This window comes from Kitasatospora sp. NPDC101108 (genome assembly GCF_055584725.1).
In genome coordinates this window covers 36,512-55,063 of sequence record NZ_JBVJLM010000034.1, presented here as the reverse complement: position 1 = coordinate 55,063, position 18,552 = coordinate 36,512, and the positions used below count along the sequence as shown (strand labels likewise).

General features: G+C 68.5%; 27 protein-coding genes. All 27 read left to right on the top strand.

The window, feature by feature from the left end:
• Positions 1–75: 75 nt before the first annotated feature.
• The 27 genes from ACZ6Z8_RS37145 to rplO all read left to right on the top strand — a co-directional run bounded on the left by ACZ6Z8_RS37145 (position 76) and on the right by rplO (position 18,219).
• Entirely contained in the window at positions 76–2,148 is a 2,073-nt protein-coding gene (locus tag ACZ6Z8_RS37145; protein WP_465614388.1) for a hypothetical protein, read from the top strand.
• Positions 2,149–2,282: 134 nt separating this feature from the next.
• Entirely contained in the window at positions 2,283–3,605 is a 1,323-nt protein-coding gene (locus ACZ6Z8_RS37140) for a hypothetical protein (RefSeq protein ID WP_465614387.1), read from the top strand.
• Between the two features lie 85 nt (positions 3,606–3,690).
• Positions 3,691–4,380, top strand: coding sequence for a glycosyltransferase family 2 protein (locus tag ACZ6Z8_RS37135; protein WP_380418005.1), 690 nt, complete (start codon positions 3,691–3,693; stop codon positions 4,378–4,380).
• Positions 4,377–4,754 (top strand): DUF2304 domain-containing protein, encoded by a 378-nt coding sequence (locus ACZ6Z8_RS37130; RefSeq protein ID WP_375882070.1) that lies wholly within the window; start codon positions 4,377–4,379, stop codon positions 4,752–4,754. The genes ACZ6Z8_RS37135 and ACZ6Z8_RS37130 overlap by 4 nt, the downstream gene beginning before the upstream one ends.
• Positions 4,755–5,175: 421 nt before the next feature.
• On the top strand, positions 5,176–6,069 hold the full coding sequence (locus ACZ6Z8_RS37125) for a glycosyltransferase family 2 protein (RefSeq protein ID WP_046385840.1): 894 nt from the start codon (positions 5,176–5,178) through the stop codon (positions 6,067–6,069).
• Positions 6,070–6,194: 125 nt separating this feature from the next.
• On the top strand, positions 6,195–8,015 hold the full coding sequence (locus tag ACZ6Z8_RS37120; RefSeq protein WP_465614386.1) for a hypothetical protein: 1,821 nt from the start codon (positions 6,195–6,197) through the stop codon (positions 8,013–8,015).
• Between the two features lie 420 nt (positions 8,016–8,435).
• On the top strand, positions 8,436–8,744 hold the full coding sequence (gene rpsJ, locus ACZ6Z8_RS37115; RefSeq protein ID WP_012785157.1) for a 30S ribosomal protein S10: 309 nt from the start codon (positions 8,436–8,438) through the stop codon (positions 8,742–8,744).
• 14 nt (positions 8,745–8,758) lie between these two features.
• Positions 8,759–9,406 (top strand): 50S ribosomal protein L3, encoded by a 648-nt coding sequence (rplC, locus tag ACZ6Z8_RS37110; protein ID WP_270146473.1) that lies wholly within the window; start codon positions 8,759–8,761, stop codon positions 9,404–9,406.
• 4 nt (positions 9,407–9,410) lie between these two features.
• Positions 9,411–10,088, top strand: coding sequence for a 50S ribosomal protein L4 (rplD, locus tag ACZ6Z8_RS37105; protein WP_270146474.1), 678 nt, complete (start codon positions 9,411–9,413; stop codon positions 10,086–10,088).
• A complete protein-coding gene (gene rplW, locus ACZ6Z8_RS37100) occupies positions 10,088–10,405 on the top strand; it encodes a 50S ribosomal protein L23 (protein ID WP_030280768.1) in 318 nt (105 codons plus the stop codon). The genes rplD and rplW overlap by 1 nt, the downstream gene beginning before the upstream one ends.
• Positions 10,406–10,451: 46 nt before the next feature.
• A complete protein-coding gene (gene rplB, locus ACZ6Z8_RS37095) occupies positions 10,452–11,288 on the top strand; it encodes a 50S ribosomal protein L2 (RefSeq protein ID WP_030280770.1) in 837 nt (278 codons plus the stop codon).
• Positions 11,289–11,299: 11 nt separating this feature from the next.
• Entirely contained in the window at positions 11,300–11,581 is a 282-nt protein-coding gene (gene rpsS / locus ACZ6Z8_RS37090; protein WP_030280772.1) for a 30S ribosomal protein S19, read from the top strand.
• Between the two features lie 57 nt (positions 11,582–11,638).
• On the top strand, positions 11,639–11,986 hold the full coding sequence (gene rplV / locus ACZ6Z8_RS37085; protein ID WP_030280773.1) for a 50S ribosomal protein L22: 348 nt from the start codon (positions 11,639–11,641) through the stop codon (positions 11,984–11,986).
• Complete coding sequence (rpsC, locus tag ACZ6Z8_RS37080; RefSeq protein WP_030280775.1) at positions 11,986–12,810, top strand: 30S ribosomal protein S3; 825 nt, start codon at positions 11,986–11,988, stop codon at positions 12,808–12,810. Before rplV ends, rpsC begins: the two co-directional genes overlap by 1 nt.
• Before the next feature lie 5 nt (positions 12,811–12,815).
• Entirely contained in the window at positions 12,816–13,235 is a 420-nt protein-coding gene (gene rplP, locus ACZ6Z8_RS37075) for a 50S ribosomal protein L16 (RefSeq protein ID WP_030232476.1), read from the top strand.
• Positions 13,235–13,459, top strand: a complete 225-nt coding sequence (gene rpmC / locus ACZ6Z8_RS37070) for a 50S ribosomal protein L29 (protein WP_030232478.1) — start codon at positions 13,235–13,237, stop codon at positions 13,457–13,459. The genes rplP and rpmC overlap by 1 nt, the downstream gene beginning before the upstream one ends.
• Entirely contained in the window at positions 13,459–13,731 is a 273-nt protein-coding gene (gene rpsQ / locus ACZ6Z8_RS37065; RefSeq protein ID WP_030280777.1) for a 30S ribosomal protein S17, read from the top strand. The genes rpmC and rpsQ overlap by 1 nt, the downstream gene beginning before the upstream one ends.
• A gap of 99 nt (positions 13,732–13,830) precedes the next feature.
• The gene (rplN, locus tag ACZ6Z8_RS37060) at positions 13,831–14,202 is read left to right on the top strand and encodes a 50S ribosomal protein L14 (RefSeq protein ID WP_030232481.1); all 372 of its coding nucleotides are present in this window, start codon (positions 13,831–13,833) and stop codon (positions 14,200–14,202) included.
• 15 nt (positions 14,203–14,217) lie between these two features.
• The gene (gene rplX / locus ACZ6Z8_RS37055) at positions 14,218–14,529 is read left to right on the top strand and encodes a 50S ribosomal protein L24 (protein ID WP_270151185.1); all 312 of its coding nucleotides are present in this window, start codon (positions 14,218–14,220) and stop codon (positions 14,527–14,529) included.
• The gene (gene rplE / locus ACZ6Z8_RS37050; protein ID WP_030280779.1) at positions 14,529–15,098 is read left to right on the top strand and encodes a 50S ribosomal protein L5; all 570 of its coding nucleotides are present in this window, start codon (positions 14,529–14,531) and stop codon (positions 15,096–15,098) included. The genes rplX and rplE overlap by 1 nt, the downstream gene beginning before the upstream one ends.
• Positions 15,099–15,102: 4 nt before the next feature.
• Positions 15,103–15,288, top strand: coding sequence for a type Z 30S ribosomal protein S14 (locus tag ACZ6Z8_RS37045; protein ID WP_030055830.1), 186 nt, complete (start codon positions 15,103–15,105; stop codon positions 15,286–15,288).
• A gap of 268 nt (positions 15,289–15,556) precedes the next feature.
• Positions 15,557–15,964 (top strand): 30S ribosomal protein S8, encoded by a 408-nt coding sequence (rpsH, locus tag ACZ6Z8_RS37040; protein WP_207810340.1) that lies wholly within the window; start codon positions 15,557–15,559, stop codon positions 15,962–15,964.
• A 22-nt stretch (positions 15,965–15,986) separates the two neighbouring features.
• Positions 15,987–16,526 (top strand): 50S ribosomal protein L6, encoded by a 540-nt coding sequence (gene rplF / locus ACZ6Z8_RS37035; protein WP_380418013.1) that lies wholly within the window; start codon positions 15,987–15,989, stop codon positions 16,524–16,526.
• Positions 16,527–16,529: 3 nt separating this feature from the next.
• On the top strand, positions 16,530–16,913 hold the full coding sequence (gene rplR / locus ACZ6Z8_RS37030; protein ID WP_030280785.1) for a 50S ribosomal protein L18: 384 nt from the start codon (positions 16,530–16,532) through the stop codon (positions 16,911–16,913).
• Positions 16,914–16,961: 48 nt separating this feature from the next.
• Positions 16,962–17,582, top strand: coding sequence for a 30S ribosomal protein S5 (rpsE, locus tag ACZ6Z8_RS37025; RefSeq protein WP_207810342.1), 621 nt, complete (start codon positions 16,962–16,964; stop codon positions 17,580–17,582).
• Positions 17,582–17,764 carry a 50S ribosomal protein L30 gene (rpmD, locus tag ACZ6Z8_RS37020; RefSeq protein ID WP_030055835.1) on the top strand — a complete coding sequence of 61 codons (183 nt, stop codon included), beginning with the start codon at positions 17,582–17,584 and terminating at the stop codon, positions 17,762–17,764. Before rpsE ends, rpmD begins: the two co-directional genes overlap by 1 nt.
• Before the next feature lie 2 nt (positions 17,765–17,766).
• Positions 17,767–18,219: a 50S ribosomal protein L15 gene (gene rplO / locus ACZ6Z8_RS37015; protein WP_030280790.1), complete on the top strand. Its 453-nt coding sequence runs from the start codon at positions 17,767–17,769 to the stop codon at positions 18,217–18,219.
• Positions 18,220–18,552 lie beyond the last annotated feature (333 nt).

Sequence of the window (18,552 nt, the reverse complement as noted above, 5' to 3'; positions counted from 1 at the left end):
CCGCGCAGACGGTAGAAAGTCCGGACCCGGTAGGGGGAGACGGGCGGCAGGACTGAACCGGAGGGGCACGGCACCGTGTCGACCGTATACAGCTCGCCCGACAGCGGGATCCAGCGACCGACCGCGCCGCCGGGGCCGCTGCCCGGGCCGGCCGGGGGCAGGCGGCCGGCCCGCAACCTGCTGGTGCTGGCCGGCGGGCTCGCGCTGTCCTGGCTGGTGCCGACCGGTCTGGTCGCGCTCCACCTGGGCGTCCTGCTGCTGCCGCTGCTGCTGGTCGCGACGGCCTCCGTGATCCGGGTCGGCGGCGTGCTGCTCGACCGGCTCTTCGTCGCCGCGCTCATCCTGTTCGGCGCCGTGCTGACCCTCGGCCTGGTCTTCTCGCTCTGGCCCTGGGGCCTGTCCCCGGTCGCCACCACCGGCACCATGTTCAGCGTGCTGACGGCGACCGCCTGGGCCGCCCGGCGCTCCCCGCGGCTGCCGCTGCGCTTCCGCTGGTCCGACCTGCTGGTGGTGGGCACCTTCGGCGGGCTCTGGCACTACCTCTACCACCCGATCGCCGGTGCGACGGCGGCCGAGCGGGTCGCCAACTTCGCGACGTCGGAGGACCGGCTCTCGCACTTCTCCTTCTTCTCCGCCATCGAGGGCGTGGGCGGCTTCAACTTCTTCCACCAGGACGCGGCCCGGGCCTACCTGATGCCGCCGTCCGAGGTGACCTACCCGCAGGGCTCGCACTTCCTGCTCGCCTGGACCGACACGCTGGTCCACTCCGCCGCCGACCCCGGCGACATGCTCCAGACCGTGAACCGGTACTTCCTCTACGTGCTGGTGGCGTACGCGCTGTTCTGCACCACCCTGGTCTGGGCCGCCCGGTGGATCGGCGGGCCCCGACTGCGCGGCTGGCGGGCCGCGGCGGTCTGCGCGACCGTCGGCTCGATCATGCTCGCCAGCAACTACCTGGACCTCCTGGTCCACGGCTTCGACTCGACCTTCATCGGTCTGCTGCTGATCGCCCTCGCCCTGGCGGTGCTGGTCCGCCCGGCGATGGGCCGCGCCGAGTTCGTGCTGGCCGCCTCGGCCGGGCTGATCACCGTGACCTACACGTACAACATCTACGGCGCGTTCGTCGGCGTGGCCCTGCTGGGCGCGCTGGTGGCGCACCGGCGCAAGTTCGCCGGGCGCTGGTGGTGGACGCTCGGCGCACTGGCGTGCGCGCTGGGCGTGGCAGCGCTGCCGAGCGTCCTCTCGGTCATGGGCAACCTGGACGTCGCGAGCGCCTCGAACATGAACGGCCCGAGCGTCGGGGCGGACCGCTCGGTACTGATCGGCGGCGGGCTGCTCGGACTGCTGGCGGCGGCCATGCCGCGCAGCCGCCGTACCGCCACCGGCCAGGCGCACCTGGCGGTGCTGCTGGGCACCGGCGCGGTGCTCAGTGCCTTCGCCGCCTACCAGCTGCACAGCATCGGCCGGTACTCCTACTACTTCCACAAGATGACGGCCGTGGGCGTCGTGGTCGCGCTGATCTCGGTCGGCGCCGTCGGCGTCATGCTCCAGACGCCGTACCGGGGCACCAGCCGGGCGCTGCCCCGGCGCCTGGGCGAGCTCGCCCTCTCCGGGCTGGCCGTGGCCGCCGCGCTCAGCATGTTCGCCAACGTGCAGTGGGGCTTCCTGGCCACCAAGGACAGCCCGTCCGCCTGGTCCGGCAACCCGCTGGTGGCCTGGGGCCGCGGCGAGTTCGAGAGTGACATGGGCCCCAAGGGCATCGAGGCGCTGGCCCCGCTGCGCGGCACGGGTGGCCCGGTGATCGCGCTCGTCTCCAACGACGACTACAAGAACCTCAAGGCCACCTGGCTCGCCTCGCTGCTGAACCGGCGCGGCGGCGACATGAAGGCGCTCTACGACACCCACTGGGTGGACATCGGCGGTCCGCAGGTCAAGGAGGAGGACTACCAGCGCTCGTTCGGCCGGCTCAAGGGTGCGATCGACATGCTCCCGGCCTCGCAGCAGCCGGTGACCATCCTGACCGCGGACCGCGCGGTGGGCGACCGGATCAGGCGTGACCTGGCGAAGCAGGGGGTGAAGGCCACCGTGCTGAGCGACCCCGGGATGCTCTGGACGCAGCCTTGGGGACGCACCTTCCCCGGGGTCTGACGGGTGGCCGGGCGGGGTGCGCGCGTGCACGGGGCGTTTACGCCGACCCGCTACTATTCACAGCAATCGCACGGCCCGGTCGGCCTCGTGCGTGGACGTGTGGCATGGCCGGCCGGTGAATCGGTGGTCATGTGATGAAGAACCCGATCGCCAAGCTGCTTGGGGCACTGCCTCCGGGGGCGCGGCTCGTGGTCGGTGGCACGGTCGTGCTCGGAGCCTCGGCGTACGTCTACATGGCGCTCGTGGGCTACAGCCTGAGCACCGTCGGCGCGGCCAGGGTGACGATGCTCTGGACCATCGTGATGTCCGTCGGGTGGGGGCTCTTCCAGCCGGTCGAGCTGGAGCTGACCCGGCTGGTGGCCGCCCGCAAGGTCGCCGGGCACGGCGCACTGCCCGCGGTACGGCGGATGCTGCTGCTCGCCATGGCGATCCTGGTCGCGGTCTGCGCGCTGCTGGCGGTCGCCGCCCGCCCGGTCGCCGACCAGCTGTTCAGCGGCGACCGCAGCCTGGTGGTCGCGCTGGCCGGCGGCCTGGCCGGCCTCGCGGTGAGCTCGGTCGCCCGCGGGGCGCTGGCGGGCCTGGGCCTGTTCGGCCCGTACGGCACCCAGCTGGCGGTCGACGGCGGCCTGCGCATCGGGCTGGCCGGTGCGGCGGCGGTGGCGGGCCTGCACTCGGCGATGGTCTTCGGGCTGATCCTGTTCGTCTCCCCGCTGCTGGCCTCGCTGATCGGCCTGCGCGACACCCTGGCCGACCGCACCCCCGGGCCGGAGGTCTCCTGGAAGCAGCTGACCAGCGGCCTCGGTCTGCTGATCGCCTCGGTGATGCTCAGCCAGCTGGTGGTCAACGCGACCGTGGTCTGCGTGCGCCTGCTCTCGCCGAAGCACTCCGAGGCCTCCGACGCCCTGGTCTTCGCGGTCGGCCAGGCCGTGGTGATGGCCCGGGCGCCGCTCTTCGCCTACAGCGCCCTGCAGGCCTCGATGGTCTCCGCGCTGTCCGGCGCCGCCGCGGCGGGGGACCACGCCGAGTTCCGCAAGGTGCTGACCCGCACCACCGCCATCGTCGCCGCGATGTGCATCGGCGGCGGCCTGCCGGTGATCGTGCTCGGTTCCGCGCTCAACCCGCTGCTGTTCAACGCGAAGGACGTGCTCGGACCGCTGGACTTCACCTGGCTGGTGTTCGGGACGCTCTGCTACGTCCTCGCGACGGTCTTCGGCCAGGCGCTGATGTCGAGCGCCCAGCACCGTCGTCAACTGGTGGGCTGGACCGCAGGTTCCGTAGCATTGGTGGCTGTCGCGCTCGCACCGGGCAACGTGGGTCTCCGGGCGGAGCTCGCGTACCTGGCGGGCTCGTTGGTCAGTGCCGTCCTGATGTTGTGGTCGCTGTACCGTGCCTTCCCCTCCCGCCCCGCCGCCGTGTCGGCAGACCAATCCGCAGCACAGCCGCTGCGGACCTCCTGAGGGTGGGCCCCCGACGCCATGACCATCACCGATAGACAGACCCGAGGCACGGGCCGCCGTGCCGTTCGCCAAGCATGGAGCACCTGTGTCCGAGTATGACAACGTCTGGCTGGTGATCCCGGCCTACAACGAAGGCCAGGTGATCGCCGACGTCGTGGAGGGGGCACGCAAGACCTTCCCGAACATCGTGGTGATCGACGACGGCTGCACCGACGACACGGCCGAGCACGTCATGACGACCGGCGCCCACCTGGTGCGGCACCCGGTCAACCTGGGGCAGGGCGCCGCGCTCCAGACCGGCCTCAAGTACGCGCTCGCCCAGGAGGGTGCCGAGTACTTCGCGACCTTCGACGCGGACGGCCAGCACCAGACCGCCGACGTCGAGAAGATGGTGGCGCTGCTGCGCGAGGGCGAGGCCGACATCGTCCTCGGCTCCCGCTTCATCGAGCAGACCGGCCAGGTGCCGTGGATCAAGCGGGTGGTGCTCCGCACCGCCGCCGCCGTCAGCCCGACGGCCCGCAAGCTCAAGCTCACCGACGCGCACAACGGTCTGCGGGTGATGAACCGCGAGGCCGCCAGCCGGATCAAGATCACCATGAACGGCATGGCGCACGCCTCGGAGATCGTCTCCTTCCTCGCCGGCTCGGACCTCCGGGTCGCCGAGGTGCCGGTGGACATCCTGTACACCGACTACTCGCGCGCCAAGGGCCAGTCCCTGATCAACGGCGTGAACATCCTCTTCGACATCTCGCTGCGGGAGCGTAACGGCCGATGAACCACCTCTGGATCCAGCTCATCCTGGTCGTGGCCGCGGTGGCCATGGCGCTCGTCTTCGTCTGGCGCTGGGACAAGGCGAACACCCGGGCGTGGAAGCGCATCGCCTTCACGCTCTTCGTGATCGTCAACGTGGTCGCGATCCTCTGGCCGAGCGGCGTGACCAAGCTGGCCACCGCGCTGGGCGTCGGCCGCGGCACCGACCTGGTGCTCTACCTGATGGTCATCGCCATGGGCTTCCTGACCCTCAACACCTACCTGCGCTTCCGCTCGCTGGAGAAGAAGATCACCGACCTGGCCCGCACCGTGGCCATCACCGAGGGCGTCCGCCACAACAACGACCGGCTCAACGCCCCGGTCGGCTCCGAGCACTGACCGGCCGCCTTCCGCACGACGCGGGAACCCGGCCCGGGGAGGGGGCCGCACCCACTGGGTGCGGCCCCCTCCCCGTCGGGTTTCCGTGTGCGCCGCAGTGGGCCGTACCAGTAGTCTGATATCGCCAACGACGGCGTACGAAATACCCCCAACTGGTCGATACGGCGGATATTCGCCCCCCGGGATCGGTGATTCCGGCCGCGGCGCGGAAATGCACTTCTCCGAAGGTCGTCCTGAACCGGGAGATTCCTCGGGACCGTATTCCCGGGGTGTCGGCCCGTCGGCCACGGCGGCCGGTGCACTGGTTCGGAGCGGTACCGCTCGGAGATCAGCGGCCGGAAGCTGATTGACTTGGCTCGCCCGGCGGCCGCGGCCGGGCGGCACCGAAGCATGATCCAGGACCAGGAGGTGCGGCGCCGTTATGAGCGTCGATTTCGTCATCCCGTACTACGGCGACCCGGAATACCTGTTCGCCACCATCGACAGCATCCGGGCCCAGCACCAGCAGGACTGGCGGCTGACCGTGGTGGACGACCAGTACCCGGGCAACCGGGCGCTGGAGTACATCGAGGGCCTGAACGACGAGCGGATCCGCTACGTCCGCAACGAGGAGCGGCTCGGCCCCAACGGCAACACCTACAAGGCGTCCACCCTGGCCGAGCGCGAGTTCGTCTCGATGATGGGTGCCGACGACCTGCTGGAGCCGAACTACCTGGACGTCGTCCTGGAGCGGATGAAGGCCGACCCGAACGCGATCGCGGTCCAGCCGGGCGTCAAGGTGATGGACAGCGACGGCGTCCTGGTGCCGTCGCTCGGCATCGGTGACAAGGTCAAGCGCCGGATCGCCGCCCCGGCCCGCAAGGCCGGCCTGATCAGTGGCGAGGACGCGGTGAAGAGCCTGCTGTCCGGCAACTGGCTGTACACCCCGTCGCTGCTCTACCGGCAGTCCGCGCTGTCGAAGATCCCGTACCGCCCGGACATCGACGCCGTCCACGACCTGGCCTTCATGGTCGACATGCTGATGGAGGGCGGCAACCTGCTGGTCGACGAGCGCGAGGTGTTCCGCTACCGCCGCCACCAGGCCAGCGACTCCTCGACCCGGGTGAAGGACGGCAAGCGCTTCGACGAGGAGCTGCGCTACTACGGCCTGATCGCCAAGGAACTGCGCGCCAAGGGCTGGAACGCGGCGGCCCGCTCGGCCGACCTGCACCTCTCCTCCCGGCTGCACGCCCTGATGGTGGCCGCCGGCCGCCTCGGCGCGGGGGACTTCGCCCACGCCGGCGCCATGGTCGGCCGCGCCGTCCGCAGCAGCTGACCGGGCCGTGCCGGCCGCCGTCCGGAGCGGCGGCGCCGGACGGCGGAAACTACCATGTCGGCTGATCCCGATCGCCGACCCACCATGCCACTCACCGGACGTGGCCATGCACGGAAGTGACTGACATGACTGATCTGGCCACCAGCCCGGTCGGCGGCTCCGAGGCGGAGCACCGGAAACCGGAGGGCGCGAGCGCGACCCGCGCCGGGCGGATGGACGGCCTGCTGGCCCGCCCCTGGGCGGTCCGCTCGGCCGAGGCCCTGGTCTCGATCGTGGCGGCGTTCGCCTTCACCCTGCTCTGCAGCCGCATCGACGTGAACCCGCTCAACCGGGTCGGCCAGGTCAGCGGTCTGGCGATGCTGCAGAAGTACGCCGCAGTGGTGGGCCTGCCGGTCCTCGCCGTGCTGCTCTACGCCGCCTACCGGGGCACCCTGGCCCGCTACCAGCTGGTCCAGCGGCTGGTCTGTGCGGCCGTCGCGGGCCTGGCCACCGGTGCGGTGGCCGGCGGCATCGCGGTGGCGCTGCACGGGACCCAGTGGGGCCTCGGCGGCCAGGAGGGCGACCCGGGCAACCTCATCGGCATGGCCAACGACATGCTGCGCGGCCAGGGCCTGCCCGGCGTCTACCCGCCCGGCTTCCCGGCGCTGCTGGCGATCTGGTCGAAGCTGTTCTACGGCGGCATCGGTGGCGGCGGCTACGCCCTGAAGGACGTCCAGCTGCTCTGCAGCGCGCTGGTCGGCCCGATGGCGTACCTGTCCTGGCGGCTGATGCTGCGCCCGTTCTGGGCGCTGCTGGCGGCCGTCCCGGCCGCGATCCTCTTCCTGGACCCGATCCGGCCGTACAGCCACGTCACCATGCTGGTCATGGTGCCGATGCTGGCCGGGGCGCTGCGCGAACTCCGCCGGGCGCACCAGCTCAGCACCCGCTCCACCGTCTGGCGCGGCGTGGGCTTCGGCGTCTCGTTCGGCCTGATGTTCCTCTGGTACTCGGGCTGGTTCGTCTGGGCCGCGCCGGGCGTCCTCGTCCTGACGCTGTTCCTCGTCCCGTGGCGCAAGGGCGCCGCCCGGGTCAAGCCGGTGCTGCTGTTCCTGGGCGCGACCCTGGTCAGTGCCGCCGTGGTCGGCGCGCCGCTGCTGTACCAGCTGCTGCGGCTGGGGGCCCAGGCCAAGGACCGGTACGCCTACCTCTCGGTGTACATCGACCCGGCGTACGTCATGGGCTGGGCCTCGGACCGCGCGGGCGACCTGAACTACCACGACTTCCCGTGGCGCGGCGAGCTGGCCGGGCAGAGCGCCTACACCCTGATGCTGCTGGCCGGCGTGGCGCTGGCGCTCGGCCTCGGGCTGCGCAGCATCGTGGTCCGCACCACCGCGGTCACCCTGGTCAGCGCCTGGCTGCTGCGCTACTGGTTCGCCTCCCACCTGGCCCAGGCCAAGGCCGTCCAGCTGTACCCGCGGACCACGTGGATCATCCTCTACGCGCTGATGATCCTCGCGGTGCTCGGTCTGATGTTCACCGTCCAGCGGGGCGCCGGCTGGCTGCGCACCGTCCAGCGCGTCGGCACCGACGGCGGGCCGGCGCCGCTCACCCTGCGCCCGGAGGTCACCGGCCGCCTGGTCGCGGGCGCGGTCTGCGCGGTGGCGCTGTTCGCCACCATGGCGGCCTCCTGGTCGGTGGACCGCTACATGCCGACCACCGACCCGAAGTTCCTCCCGAGCAGCGGCACCCAGAACGTGGACATGGGCATCGACGCCTGGCGCGCCCACATCCTGGTGAACCGTGACGGCAAGTGCCCCAAGTTCGACCCGGCCGGACCGCACGACTGCGCGCCGGTGAACAAGGGCCTCAAGGAGTACAACAACGACCCGGACAAGGGCCAGCTGTGGTGCGCCAACGTGGGCGGCGACGCGTGGGCGCTGGTCTGCGGCACCAAGCGACCCTGGTGACGCCGCCGGGCGGCGGAGGCCGCCCGCGCTGACGGTCACCCCATCGGGGCCGGTGAGGTACGCCTCACCGGCCCCGATTGGCATCCCGGCTGCTCCATGTGGCAGTATGTCCAAGTTGCTCGGTTGAGTGCCGATGCTGCGCGCCTCCCGCCGGGAGGACTGGAAGCGAGTCCCATGTACTCGTCGTTCCCGTGATGGCCGTCAAGCGTGAGTTCTACGCCACGGCAGCTGCGGGGCGAAAGTACGGGAATCTTCCGGGAAGCGTGAGCGGGGCCTCGACCCGGCGGCCCCTCACCCCCGAAAGTTCGAAACCGACGAAGTACTTCGCCGGTTTTTTGCAAGCGCTAGTGCGACACGCCCGAGCGCGGGGGCCGGAGGGGAGTCGTGAAGTGACTAAGGACAAAGGACTACTGAGTAGCCATGGCGGGACAGAAGATCCGCATCCGGCTCAAGGCCTACGACCACGAGGTCATCGACTCCTCGGCGAAGAAGATCGTCGAGACGGTGATCCGTACTGGTGCGCAGGTCGCAGGCCCGGTGCCGCTGCCCACTGAGAAGAACGTGTACTGCGTCATCCGCTCGCCGCACAAGTACAAGGACTCGCGCGAGCACTTCGAGATGCGTACTCACAAGCGTCTGATCGACATCCTCGACCCCACGCCGAAGACGGTTGACTCGCTCATGCGTCTCGACCTGCCGGCCGGCGTCGACATCGAGATCAAGCTCTGAGAGGCGCACCGAAGATGGCTAAGCAGATTAAGGGCATCCTGGGCGAGAAGCTCGGCATGACCCAGGTCTGGGACGAGAACAACCGGGTGGTCCCGGTGACCGTCGTCAAGGCTGGGCCCAATGTCGTGACCCAGGTCCACACCGCCGACAGCCCGGCCGGCTACAGCGCCGTGCAGCTCGGCTTCGGCGAGATCGACCCCCGCAAGGTGAACAAGCCCCTCGCGGGCCACTTCGCCAAGGCCGGTGTCACCCCGCGCCGCCACCTGGTCGAGATCCGTACCTCGGACGCGTCCGAGTACACCCTGGGCCAGGAGATCACCGCCGAGCTGTTCGAGGCGGGTGTCAAGGTCGACGTGACCGGCACCTCCAAGGGCAAGGGCTTCGCCGGTGTCATGAAGCGCCACAACTTCCGTGGTCTCGGCGCCGGTCACGGCACCCAGCGCAAGCACCGTTCGCCCGGTTCCATCGGTGGCTGCGCCACCCCGGGCCGTGTGTTCAAGGGCCTGCGCATGGCTGGTCGGATGGGCCACGAGCGTGTGACCACCCAGAACCTGACCGTGCACGCGGTCGACGCGGAGAAGGGTCTGCTGCTCATCAAGGGCGCCGTCCCGGGCCCGAACGGCGGCCTCGTCCTCGTCCGCACCGCGGCGAAGGGGCTGTGAGGAAATGAGCACCATTGACATCCTGTCGCCGGCTGGCGACAAGACCGGCAGCATCGAGCTGCCGGCCGAGATCTTCGACGCGAAGGTCAGCGTTCCGCTGATGCACCAGGTCGTCGTGGCGCAGCTCGCTGCGGCCCGTCAGGGCACCCACAAGACCAAGACTCGCGGCGAGGTCCGCGGTGGCGGCAAGAAGCCGTACCGCCAGAAGGGCACCGGCCGCGCCCGTCAGGGCTCGACCCGTGCGCCGCAGTTCGCCGGCGGTGGCGTCGTGCACGGTCCCGTGCCGCGCGACTACTCGCAGCGGACCCCGAAGAAGATGATCGCCGCCGCCCTGCGCGGTGCGCTCACCGACCGGGCCCGCCACAACCGCATTCACGTCGTCACCGGCGTGACCGCGACCGAGGCGCCGTCGACCAAGGCCGCCAAGGGCCTGTTCGGCAAGATCACCGACCGCAAGAACGTCCTCCTGGTCGTCGAGCGCTCGGACGAGCTGGGCCTGAAGTCCGCTCGCAACCTGCCGAACGTGCACATCCTGGACGCGGGTCAGCTGAACACCTACGACGTGCTCGTCTCCGACGATGTGGTCTTCACCCAGGCCGCCTTCGAGCGTTTCGTGGCCGGTCCGGCCGCGTCCGCCAAGGCCGTTGCCGCTGAGGGCGAGCTCGAAGGGAGCGCCGCCTGATGAGCGACGTTACGAGCAAGACGTTCACGGACCCCCGTGACGTCCTGGTGAAGCCGGTCATCTCCGAGAAGAGCTACTCGCTCCTCGACGAGAACAAGTACACGTTCATCGTGTCGCCGGGCGCCAACAAGACCCAGATCAAGCAGGCCGTCGAGGCGGTCTTCTCGGTCAAGGTCGAGGCTGTCAACACGATCAACCGTCAGGGCAAGCGCAAGCGCTCCAAGACGGGCTTTGGCAAGCGCAAGGACACCAAGCGCGCCATCGTGACGCTGGCCGAGGGCAACCGCATCGACATCTTCGGTGGTCCGGTCTCCTGAATCAGGAGATCGTGATCGTCGATTAGGACGAGGACGAGAGAGCCAAATGGGCATCCGCAAGTACAAGCCGACTACGCCGGGCCGTCGTGGCTCCAGCGTGGCCGACTTCGTAGAAATCACGCGGTCCACCCCGGAGAAGTCGCTGGTTCGCCCGCTGCACAGCAAGGGCGGCCGCAACAACGCCGGTCGTGTCACCGCTCGCCACCAGGGTGGCGGTCACAAGCGCGCCTACCGCGTGATCGACTTCCGTCGTCACGACAAGGACGGCGTGCCGGCCAAGGTCGCGCACATCGAGTACGACCCGAACCGCACCGCGCGCATCGCGCTCCTGCACTACGCGGACGGCGAGAAGCGCTACATCATCGCGCCGCGCGGCATCGCGCAGGGTGACCGGATCGAGAACGGCGCTGGCGCCGACATCAAGCCGGGCAACAACCTGCCGCTGCGCAACATCCCGGTCGGTACCACCATCCACGCGGTGGAGCTGCGTCCCGGTGGCGGTGCCAAGCTGGCCCGCTCCGCCGGTTCCGGCATCCAGCTGCTCGCCCGTGAGGGTCGCATGGCGCACCTGCGCATGCCCTCCGGTGAGATCCGCCTGGTCGACGCGCGCTGCCGCGCCACCGTCGGCGAGGTCGGCAACGCCGAGCAGTCGAACATCAACTGGGGCAAGGCCGGCCGTATGCGCTGGAAGGGCGTCCGCCCGACCGTGCGTGGTGTCGCCATGAACCCGATCGACCACCCGCACGGTGGTGGTGAGGGTAAGACCTCCGGTGGTCGCCACCCGGTCTCGCCGTGGGGTAAGCCCGAGGGCCGTACCCGTCGCCCGAACAAGGCGTCGGACAAGCTCATCGTGCGCCGCCGCAAGACCAACAAGAAGCGCTAGGAGCAGGTCAGATGCCGCGCAGTCTCAAGAAGGGCCCCTTCATCGACGGCCACCTCATCAAGAAGGTGGACGCTCAGAACGAGGCGGGTACCCAGAACGTCATCAAGACCTGGTCCCGTCGTTCCGTGATCTCCCCGAGCATGCTCGGTCACACGATCGCGGTCCACGATGGCCGCAAGCACGTCCCGGTGTTCGTCACCGAGTCGATGGTCGGCCACAAGCTCGGCGAGTTCGCTCCGACCCGCACCTTCCGTGGCCACGTGAAGGAAGACCGGAAGTCGAAGCGTCGCTAAGCGCCTGAGCTTAAGCGCCAGAACGACTCAATGACTTACTCCATTAAGGGGACAACCATGGAAGCCAGGGCACAGGCGCGGTACATCCGCGTGACGCCCATGAAGGCCCGCCGCGTGGTGGACCTCATCCGTGGCATGAATGCCACGGAGGCCCAGGCCGTCCTGCGTTTCGCTCCGCAGGCCGCCACCGTGCCGGTCGGCAAGGTGCTCGACAGCGCCATTGCCAACGCCGCGCACAACTACAACCACTCCAACGTGGACGACCTCTACATCTCCGAGGCGTACGTTGACGAGGGCCCGACCCTGAAGCGGTTCCGTCCGCGTGCCCAGGGCCGCGCCTACCGGATCCGCAAGCGGACCAGCCACATCACCGTGGTCGTCAGCAGCAAGGAAGGGACCCGGTAATGGGCCAGAAGGTTAACCCGCACGGGTTCCGCCTCGGCATCAGCACGGACTTCAAGTCCCGCTGGTACGCCGACAAGCTGTACAAGGACTACGTCAAGGAAGACGTCGCCATTCGTCGCATGATGACGAAGGGCATGGAGCGCGCCGGCATCTCCAAGGTCGAGATCGAGCGCACCCGCGACCGCGTCCGCGTTGACATCCACACCGCTCGTCCGGGCATCGTCATCGGTCGCCGCGGCACCGAGGCCGACCGCATCCGCGGCGACCTGGAGAAGCTGACCGGCAAGCAGGTCCAGCTGAACATCCTTGAGGTCAAGAACCCCGAGCTGGACGCCCAGCTCGTGGCTCAGGGCGTCGCGGAGCAGCTGTCCTCCCGCGTCTCCTTCCGTCGTGCCATGCGCAAGTCGATGCAGGGCACCATGAAGTCCGGCGCCAAGGGCATCAAGGTCCAGTGCTCCGGTCGTCTCGGCGGCGCCGAGATGAGCCGTTCGGAGTTCTACCGCGAGGGTCGCGTGCCGCTGCACACCCTGCGTGCGAACGTCGACTACGGCTTCTTCGAGGCCAAGACCACCTTCGGCCGCATCGGCGTGAAGGTCTGGATCTACAAGGGCGACGTCAAGAACATCGCCGAGGTCCGCGCTGAGAACGCCGCTGCCCGCTCGGGCAACCGCCCGGCCCGTCCCGAGGGTGGTCGTCCCGCCCGCGGTGGCGAGCGCCGTGGTGGCGAGCGCGGTGGCCGTGGCCGTCGTCCCGCCGCTGCCGAGGCCCCCGCGGCCGCGGCCGTCGAGGCTCCGGCTGCTGAGAACACCGGAACGGAGGCCTGACCCCAATGCTGATCCCCCGTCGGGTCAAGCACCGCAAGCAGCACCACCCGAAGCGTCGTGGCGCTGCCAAGGGTGGCACCGAGCTGGCGTTCGGCCAGTTCGGCATCCAGGCCGTGACCCCGGCCTACGTGACGAACCGTCAGATCGAGTCCGCTCGTATCGCGATCACCCGTCACATCCGTCGTGGCGGCAAGGTCTGGATCAACATCTACCCGGACCGCCCGCTCACCAAGAAGCCGGCCGAGACCCGCATGGGTTCCGGTAAGGGTTCGCCGGAGTGGTGGATCGCGAACGTGCACCCGGGTCGGGTCATGTTCGAGCTGTCGTACCCGAACGAGAAGGTTGCTCGTGAGGCGCTCACCCGCGCCGCGCACAAGCTGCCGATGAAGTGCCGGATCGTCCGGCGCGAGGACGGTGAGAGCTGATGTCGGCCGCTACCAAGGCTGCTGAGCTTCGCTCGCTGGACAACGAGGGTCTCGTTGCCAAGCTGCGCGAGGCCAAGGAGGAGCTGTTCAACCTCCGCTTCCAGGCGGCGACCGGGCAGCTCGACAACCACGGACGGCTCAAGCTCGTCCGCAAGGACATCGCGCGGATCTACACCCTGATGCGCGAGCGCGAGCTGGGCATCGAGACGGTGGAGAACGCCTGATGACTGAGAACACCAACGAGACGCGCGGTTTCCGCAAGACCCGTGAGGGTCTCGTCGTCAGCGACAAGATGGACAAGACCGTCGTCGTCGCCGTCGAGGACCGCGTCAAGCACGCTCTGTACGGCAAGGTCATCCGCCGTACGAACAAGCTGAAGGCGCACGACGAGCAGAACGCGTGCGGCGTGGGCGACCGGGTCCTCCTCGCGGAGACCCGCCCGCTGTCCGCGACGAAGCGCTGGCGCGTCGTCGAGATCCTCGAGAAGGCCAAGTAACGAAGCCGATGAGGTACGGCCGTATGTGCACCGGGTCCCTGGACGCCGGTGTGAGCAGCGGCCGGCCCGTCGACTCTCGTTGACGATCAGGAGAAAGCTGTGATCCAGCAGGAGTCGCGACTGCGTGTTGCCGACAACACTGGTGCCAAGGAGATCCTTTGCATCCGTGTTCTCGGTGGCTCCGGTCGCCGCTACGCCGGAATCGGGGACGTCATCGTCGCGACCGTCAAGGACGCGATCCCCGGTGGTTCGGTGAAGAAGGGTGACGTCGTCAAGTGCGTCGTCGTCCGCACCGTCAAGGAGCGCCGCCGTCCGGATGGCTCGTACATCCGCTTCGACGAGAACGCCGCTGTCGTGCTGAAGAACACTGAGGGTGACCCCCGTGGCACCCGCATCTTCGGCCCGGTCGGCCGCGAGCTGCGCGACAAGAAGTTCATGAAGATCATCTCGCTGGCGCCGGAGGTGCTCTAACCCATGGCGAACAGCATGAAGATCAAGAAGGGTGACCTGGTCCAGGTCATCACGGGCAAGGACAAGGGCAAGCAGGGCAAGGTCATCCAGGCCCTGCCGGCCGAGAACAAGGTCCTGGTCGAGGGTGTCAACCGGGTCAAGAAGCACACCAAGCCGGGTCCGGGTACCCAGGGTGGCATCGTGACCGTCGAGGCCCCGGTGCACGTCTCCAACGTCCAGCTGGTCGTGGAGAAGGACGGCAAGAAGGTCGTCACCCGCGTCGGTTACCGCTTCGACGACCAGGGCAACAAGATCCGCGTTGCCAAGCGGACCGGTGAGGACATCTGATGTCTGAGACGACTGTTGAGAAGGTGGCCCCCCGCCTCAAGGAGCGTTACAACTCCGAGATCAAGGGCCAGCTGCAGGAGCAGTTCTCGTACGAGAACGTCATGCTGATCCCCGGCCTGGTCAAGGTCGTGGTCAACATGGGTGTCGGCGAGGCCGCCCGTGACAGCAAGCTGATCGAGGGCGCGATCCGCGACCTGACCGCGATCACCGGTCAGAAGCCGGCCGTGACCAAGGCTCGCAAGTCCATCGCGCAGTTCAAGCTGCGCGAGGGCCAGCCGATCGGCACCCACGTCACCCTCCGCGGTGACCGCATGTGGGAGTTCCTGGACCGTCTGGTTTCGCTGGCCCTGCCGCGAATCCGTGACTTCCGTGGTCTCTCCCCGAAGCAGTTCGACGGCCGTGGCAACTACACGTTCGGTCTGACCGAGCAGGTTATGTTCCACGAGATCGACCAGGACAAGGTCGACCGTCAGCGCGGTATGGACATCACCGTCGTGACCACCGCTCAGACCGACGACGAGGGCCGGGCGCTCCTGCGCGCTCTGGGCTTCCCGTTCAAGGAGGCGTGAGCCAATGGCGAAGAAGTCCCTCATCGCGAAGTCCGAGCGCAAGCCGAAGTTCGGCGTCCGGGCCTACACCCGGTGCCAGCGCTGCGGCCGTCCGCACTCGGTGTACCGCAAGTTCGGCCTCTGCCGTGTGTGCCTCCGTGAGATGGCGCACCGCGGCGAGCTGCCGGGCGTGACCAAGAGCTCCTGGTAGTCCAGCGCTCTAGGCACAGCTAGCGAAGCAGAGGTGCCCGATCCCACACGCCCCGTTTTTGGGCTGCCGTACGGATTCCCGTAAGGTAGTGGGGTCGGGCCCCCTGCCACGGCTTCCCCATGGACGTCCGTGGTCCTCTTCTGGGAGGGCTCGCACCCAGTCTTACTACGTCGCAGGTCCCCTGCGCTTGTGCCCCTGACGCACTCGGAAGAGTGCGGCAGGGGGACCTGGCGCGGAGAAACCACGGCGAGAGAGGCCTGAGGCCATCATGACCATGACCGACCCCATCGCAGACATGCTCACGCGTCTGCGTAACGCGAACTCGGCGTACCACGACTCTGTCGCGATGCCGTCGAGCAAGATCAAGGCGCACGTCGCCGAGATCCTGCAGCAGGAGGGGTACATCTCCTCCTACAAGGTTGAGGAGCCCGCTGAGGGCGAGGTCGGCAAGAAGCTGACCATCGAGCTCAAGTTCGGCCCCAACCGTGAGCGCTCCATCGCCGGCATCAAGCGCATCAGCAAGCCGGGTCTGCGCGTTTACGCAAAGTCCACCAACCTGCCGAAGGTGCTCGGCGGCCTGGGCGTGGCGATCATCTCCACGTCGTCCGGCCTCCTGACCGACAAGCAGGCCGCCAAGAAGGGCGTAGGCGGAGAAGTTCTCGCCTACGTCTGGTAATTCGGGAAACGGAGGTACAGCAATGTCGCGTATTGGACGGCTGCCCATCCAGGTCCCCGCTGGCGTGGACGTCACCATCGATGGCCAGACGGTCTCGGTGAAGGGCCCCAAGGGTTCCCTCACCCACGTCGTCGCTGAGCCGATCGAGATCGGCAAGGGCGAGGACGGCACCGTGCTCGTCACCCGCCCGAACGACGAGCGTCGCTCGAAGGCCCTGCACGGCCTGACCCGCACGCTGGTGGCGAACATGATCACCGGTGTGACCGCGGGCTACCGCAAGTCGCTGGAGATCAGCGGTGTCGGCTACCGCGTGAACGCGAAGGGCTCCGACATGGAGTTCTCGCTCGGTTACAGCCACCCGATCCTGGTCACCGCGCCGGAGGGCATCTCCTTCGTCGTCGAGTCGCCCACCAAGTTCCACGTGGACGGCATCGACAAGCAGAAGGTCGGCGAGATCGCCGCGAACATCCGCAAGCTGCGCAAGCCCGACCCGTACAAGGCCAAGGGCGTCAAGTACGCGGGCGAGGTCATCCGCCGCAAGGTCGGAAAGAGTGGTAAGTAAGCGATGAGCGTCTCTGTCAAGATCGGCAAGGGCAACGCCTACAAGAGCGCCGCTCGCAAGCGCCGCGCGATCCGCGTTCGCAAGCGTGTCGTCGGCACCGAGGTGCGTCCGCGTCTCGTCGTGACGCGCTCGAACCGTCACATGGTCGCCCAGGTCATCGACGACGCCAAGGGTCACACCCTGGCGTCGGCGTCCACCCTCGACGTGTCCATCAAGGGCGCCGAGGGCGACAAGACCGAGCTGGCCAAGAAGGTCGGGAGCCTGGTCGCCGAGCGCGCCAAGGCCGCCGGCATCGAGTCGGTCGTCTTCGACCGCGCGGGCAACCGGTACGCCGGCCGCATCGCCGCCCTGGCGGACGCGGCTCGCGAGGCCGGGCTCGACTTCTAAGCCGCTCGTCGACTCTGTCGACGGACGTAAACGAGAGAGGTAATTCCAATGGCTGGACCCCAGCGCCGCGAAGGCGGCGCCGGTCGCGGCACGGGTGGCGAGCGGCGCGACCGTAAGCGTGACGGTCAGGGCAACGCCCAGGCTGTCGAGAAGACCGCTTACGTCGAGCGCGTCGTCGCGATCAACCGTGTCGCCAAGGTTGTCAAGGGTGGCCGTCGCTTCAGCTTCACCGCGCTCGTCGTGGTGGGCGATGGCGAGGGCACCGTGGGTGTCGGTTACGGCAAGGCGAAGGAGGTTCCGGCCGCCATCGCCAAGGGTGTTGAGGAGGCCAAGAAGAACTTCTTCCGCGTCCCCCGTATCCAGGGCACCATCCCTCACCCGGTTCAGGGTGAGAAGGCCGCCGGCGTCGTGCTGCTGAAGCCCGCCGCCCCCGGTACCGGTGTTATCGCCGGTGGTCCGGTGCGTGCCGTCCTGGAGTGCGCCGGCATCCACGACATCCTGTCGAAGTCGCTCGGCTCGGACAACGCGATCAACATCGTGCACGCCACCGTGGCTGCTCTGAAGGGCCTCGTCCGCCCCGAGGAGATCGCCGCCCGTCGTGGCCTGCCGCTGGAGGACGTGGCCCCCGCCGCTCTGCTGCGGGCGCGTGCTGCTGGGGTGAGCGCCTGATGGCTCGCCTGAAGATCACGCAGACCAAGTCGTACATCGGCAGCAAGCAGAACCACCGTGACACCCTGCGTTCGCTCGGCCTGAAGCGCATGCACGACGTCGTGGTGAAGGAGGACCGTCCCGAGATCCGCGGGATGGCCCACACGGTCCGTCACCTGGTGACGGTTGAGGAGGTGGACTGATCATGGGCGACAACCCGATCAAGATCCACAACCTGCGTCCCGCCCCGGGTGCCAAGACCGACAAGATCCGCGTGGGTCGTGGTGAGGGCTCCAAGGGTAAGACCGCCGGTCGTGGTACCAAGGGCACCAAGGCCCGCTACCAGGTTCCGCAGCGCTTCGAGGGTGGCCAGATGCCGCTCCACATGCGCCTGCCGAAGCTGAAGGGCTTCAAGAACCCGTTCAAGATCACGTTCCAGGTCGTCAACCTCGACAAGCTGGCCGAGCTCTACCCGCAGGGTGGCGAGGTCACGGTCGAGGACCTGGTCGCCAAGGGCGCGGTTCGCAAGAACTCCCTCGTCAAGGTGCTCGGCACCGGCGAGGTCTCGGTTGCGCTGCAGGTGACGGTCGACGCCGTCTCCGGCTCGGCCGCCGAGAAGATCAAGGCCGCCGGCGGTACGGTCACCGAGCTCGTCTGAGCCCGCTGAACCCGCCGACGAAACGGCTTCGAGCCCCGCACCTCCTCCGGGAGGTGCGGGGCTCGTGCTTTTACCGGCCCTTTCACTCGGGGGCCGAAATCGCGCGGCACCGCCCCTCGTTCTTTTGTGTGGCAAAACCGGGCATCCCGTACCCCCGTGAGTGGGGGAGCGGCCGTACGCGCTTCTTTCGAGTGGCCGCGCACTGTTAGAGTCCGTGGAGTTCCCTTGTAGGCTGCGCGTAGGCTCGCCTGTGCCGTCTGTACGGGAGCCCGAACCGCAAACTCCCCATTCCAGGACCGACCCTCCCGCCGACGACGCGCGGGAGGCGCAGGA

Excerpts from the sequence above, each read along its gene's own strand:
- rpsE (WP_207810342.1), top strand. The coding sequence starts at position 16,962 with ATGGCTGGACCCCAGCGCCGCGAAGGCGGCGCCGGTCGCGGCACGGGT.
- ACZ6Z8_RS37045 (WP_030055830.1), top strand. The coding sequence starts at position 15,103 with ATGGCGAAGAAGTCCCTCATCGCGAAGTCCGAGCGCAAGCCGAAGTTC.
- rpsH (WP_207810340.1), top strand. The coding sequence starts at position 15,557 with ATGACCATGACCGACCCCATCGCAGACATGCTCACGCGTCTGCGTAAC.
- rplX (WP_270151185.1), top strand. The coding sequence starts at position 14,218 with ATGAAGATCAAGAAGGGTGACCTGGTCCAGGTCATCACGGGCAAGGAC.
- ACZ6Z8_RS37140 (WP_465614387.1), top strand. The coding sequence starts at position 2,283 with ATGAAGAACCCGATCGCCAAGCTGCTTGGGGCACTGCCTCCGGGGGCG.
- ACZ6Z8_RS37125 (WP_046385840.1), top strand. The coding sequence starts at position 5,176 with ATGAGCGTCGATTTCGTCATCCCGTACTACGGCGACCCGGAATACCTG.
- ACZ6Z8_RS37130 (WP_375882070.1), top strand. The coding sequence starts at position 4,377 with ATGAACCACCTCTGGATCCAGCTCATCCTGGTCGTGGCCGCGGTGGCC.
- rpsS (WP_030280772.1), top strand. The coding sequence starts at position 11,300 with ATGCCGCGCAGTCTCAAGAAGGGCCCCTTCATCGACGGCCACCTCATC.
- rplF (WP_380418013.1), top strand. The coding sequence starts at position 15,987 with ATGTCGCGTATTGGACGGCTGCCCATCCAGGTCCCCGCTGGCGTGGAC.
- rplO (WP_030280790.1), top strand. The coding sequence starts at position 17,767 with ATGGGCGACAACCCGATCAAGATCCACAACCTGCGTCCCGCCCCGGGT.
- rpmD (WP_030055835.1), top strand. The coding sequence starts at position 17,582 with ATGGCTCGCCTGAAGATCACGCAGACCAAGTCGTACATCGGCAGCAAG.
- rpsQ (WP_030280777.1), top strand. The coding sequence starts at position 13,459 with ATGACTGAGAACACCAACGAGACGCGCGGTTTCCGCAAGACCCGTGAG.
- rpsJ (WP_012785157.1), top strand. The coding sequence starts at position 8,436 with ATGGCGGGACAGAAGATCCGCATCCGGCTCAAGGCCTACGACCACGAG.
- ACZ6Z8_RS37120 (WP_465614386.1), top strand. The coding sequence starts at position 6,195 with ATGACTGATCTGGCCACCAGCCCGGTCGGCGGCTCCGAGGCGGAGCAC.
- rplE (WP_030280779.1), top strand. The coding sequence starts at position 14,529 with ATGTCTGAGACGACTGTTGAGAAGGTGGCCCCCCGCCTCAAGGAGCGT.
- rplC (WP_270146473.1), top strand. The coding sequence starts at position 8,759 with ATGGCTAAGCAGATTAAGGGCATCCTGGGCGAGAAGCTCGGCATGACC.
- rplR (WP_030280785.1), top strand. The coding sequence starts at position 16,530 with ATGAGCGTCTCTGTCAAGATCGGCAAGGGCAACGCCTACAAGAGCGCC.
- rplB (WP_030280770.1), top strand. The coding sequence starts at position 10,452 with ATGGGCATCCGCAAGTACAAGCCGACTACGCCGGGCCGTCGTGGCTCC.
- rplP (WP_030232476.1), top strand. The coding sequence starts at position 12,816 with ATGCTGATCCCCCGTCGGGTCAAGCACCGCAAGCAGCACCACCCGAAG.
- rpmC (WP_030232478.1), top strand. The coding sequence starts at position 13,235 with ATGTCGGCCGCTACCAAGGCTGCTGAGCTTCGCTCGCTGGACAACGAG.
- rpsC (WP_030280775.1), top strand. The coding sequence starts at position 11,986 with ATGGGCCAGAAGGTTAACCCGCACGGGTTCCGCCTCGGCATCAGCACG.
- rplV (WP_030280773.1), top strand. The coding sequence starts at position 11,639 with ATGGAAGCCAGGGCACAGGCGCGGTACATCCGCGTGACGCCCATGAAG.
- rplW (WP_030280768.1), top strand. The coding sequence starts at position 10,088 with ATGAGCGACGTTACGAGCAAGACGTTCACGGACCCCCGTGACGTCCTG.
- rplD (WP_270146474.1), top strand. The coding sequence starts at position 9,411 with ATGAGCACCATTGACATCCTGTCGCCGGCTGGCGACAAGACCGGCAGC.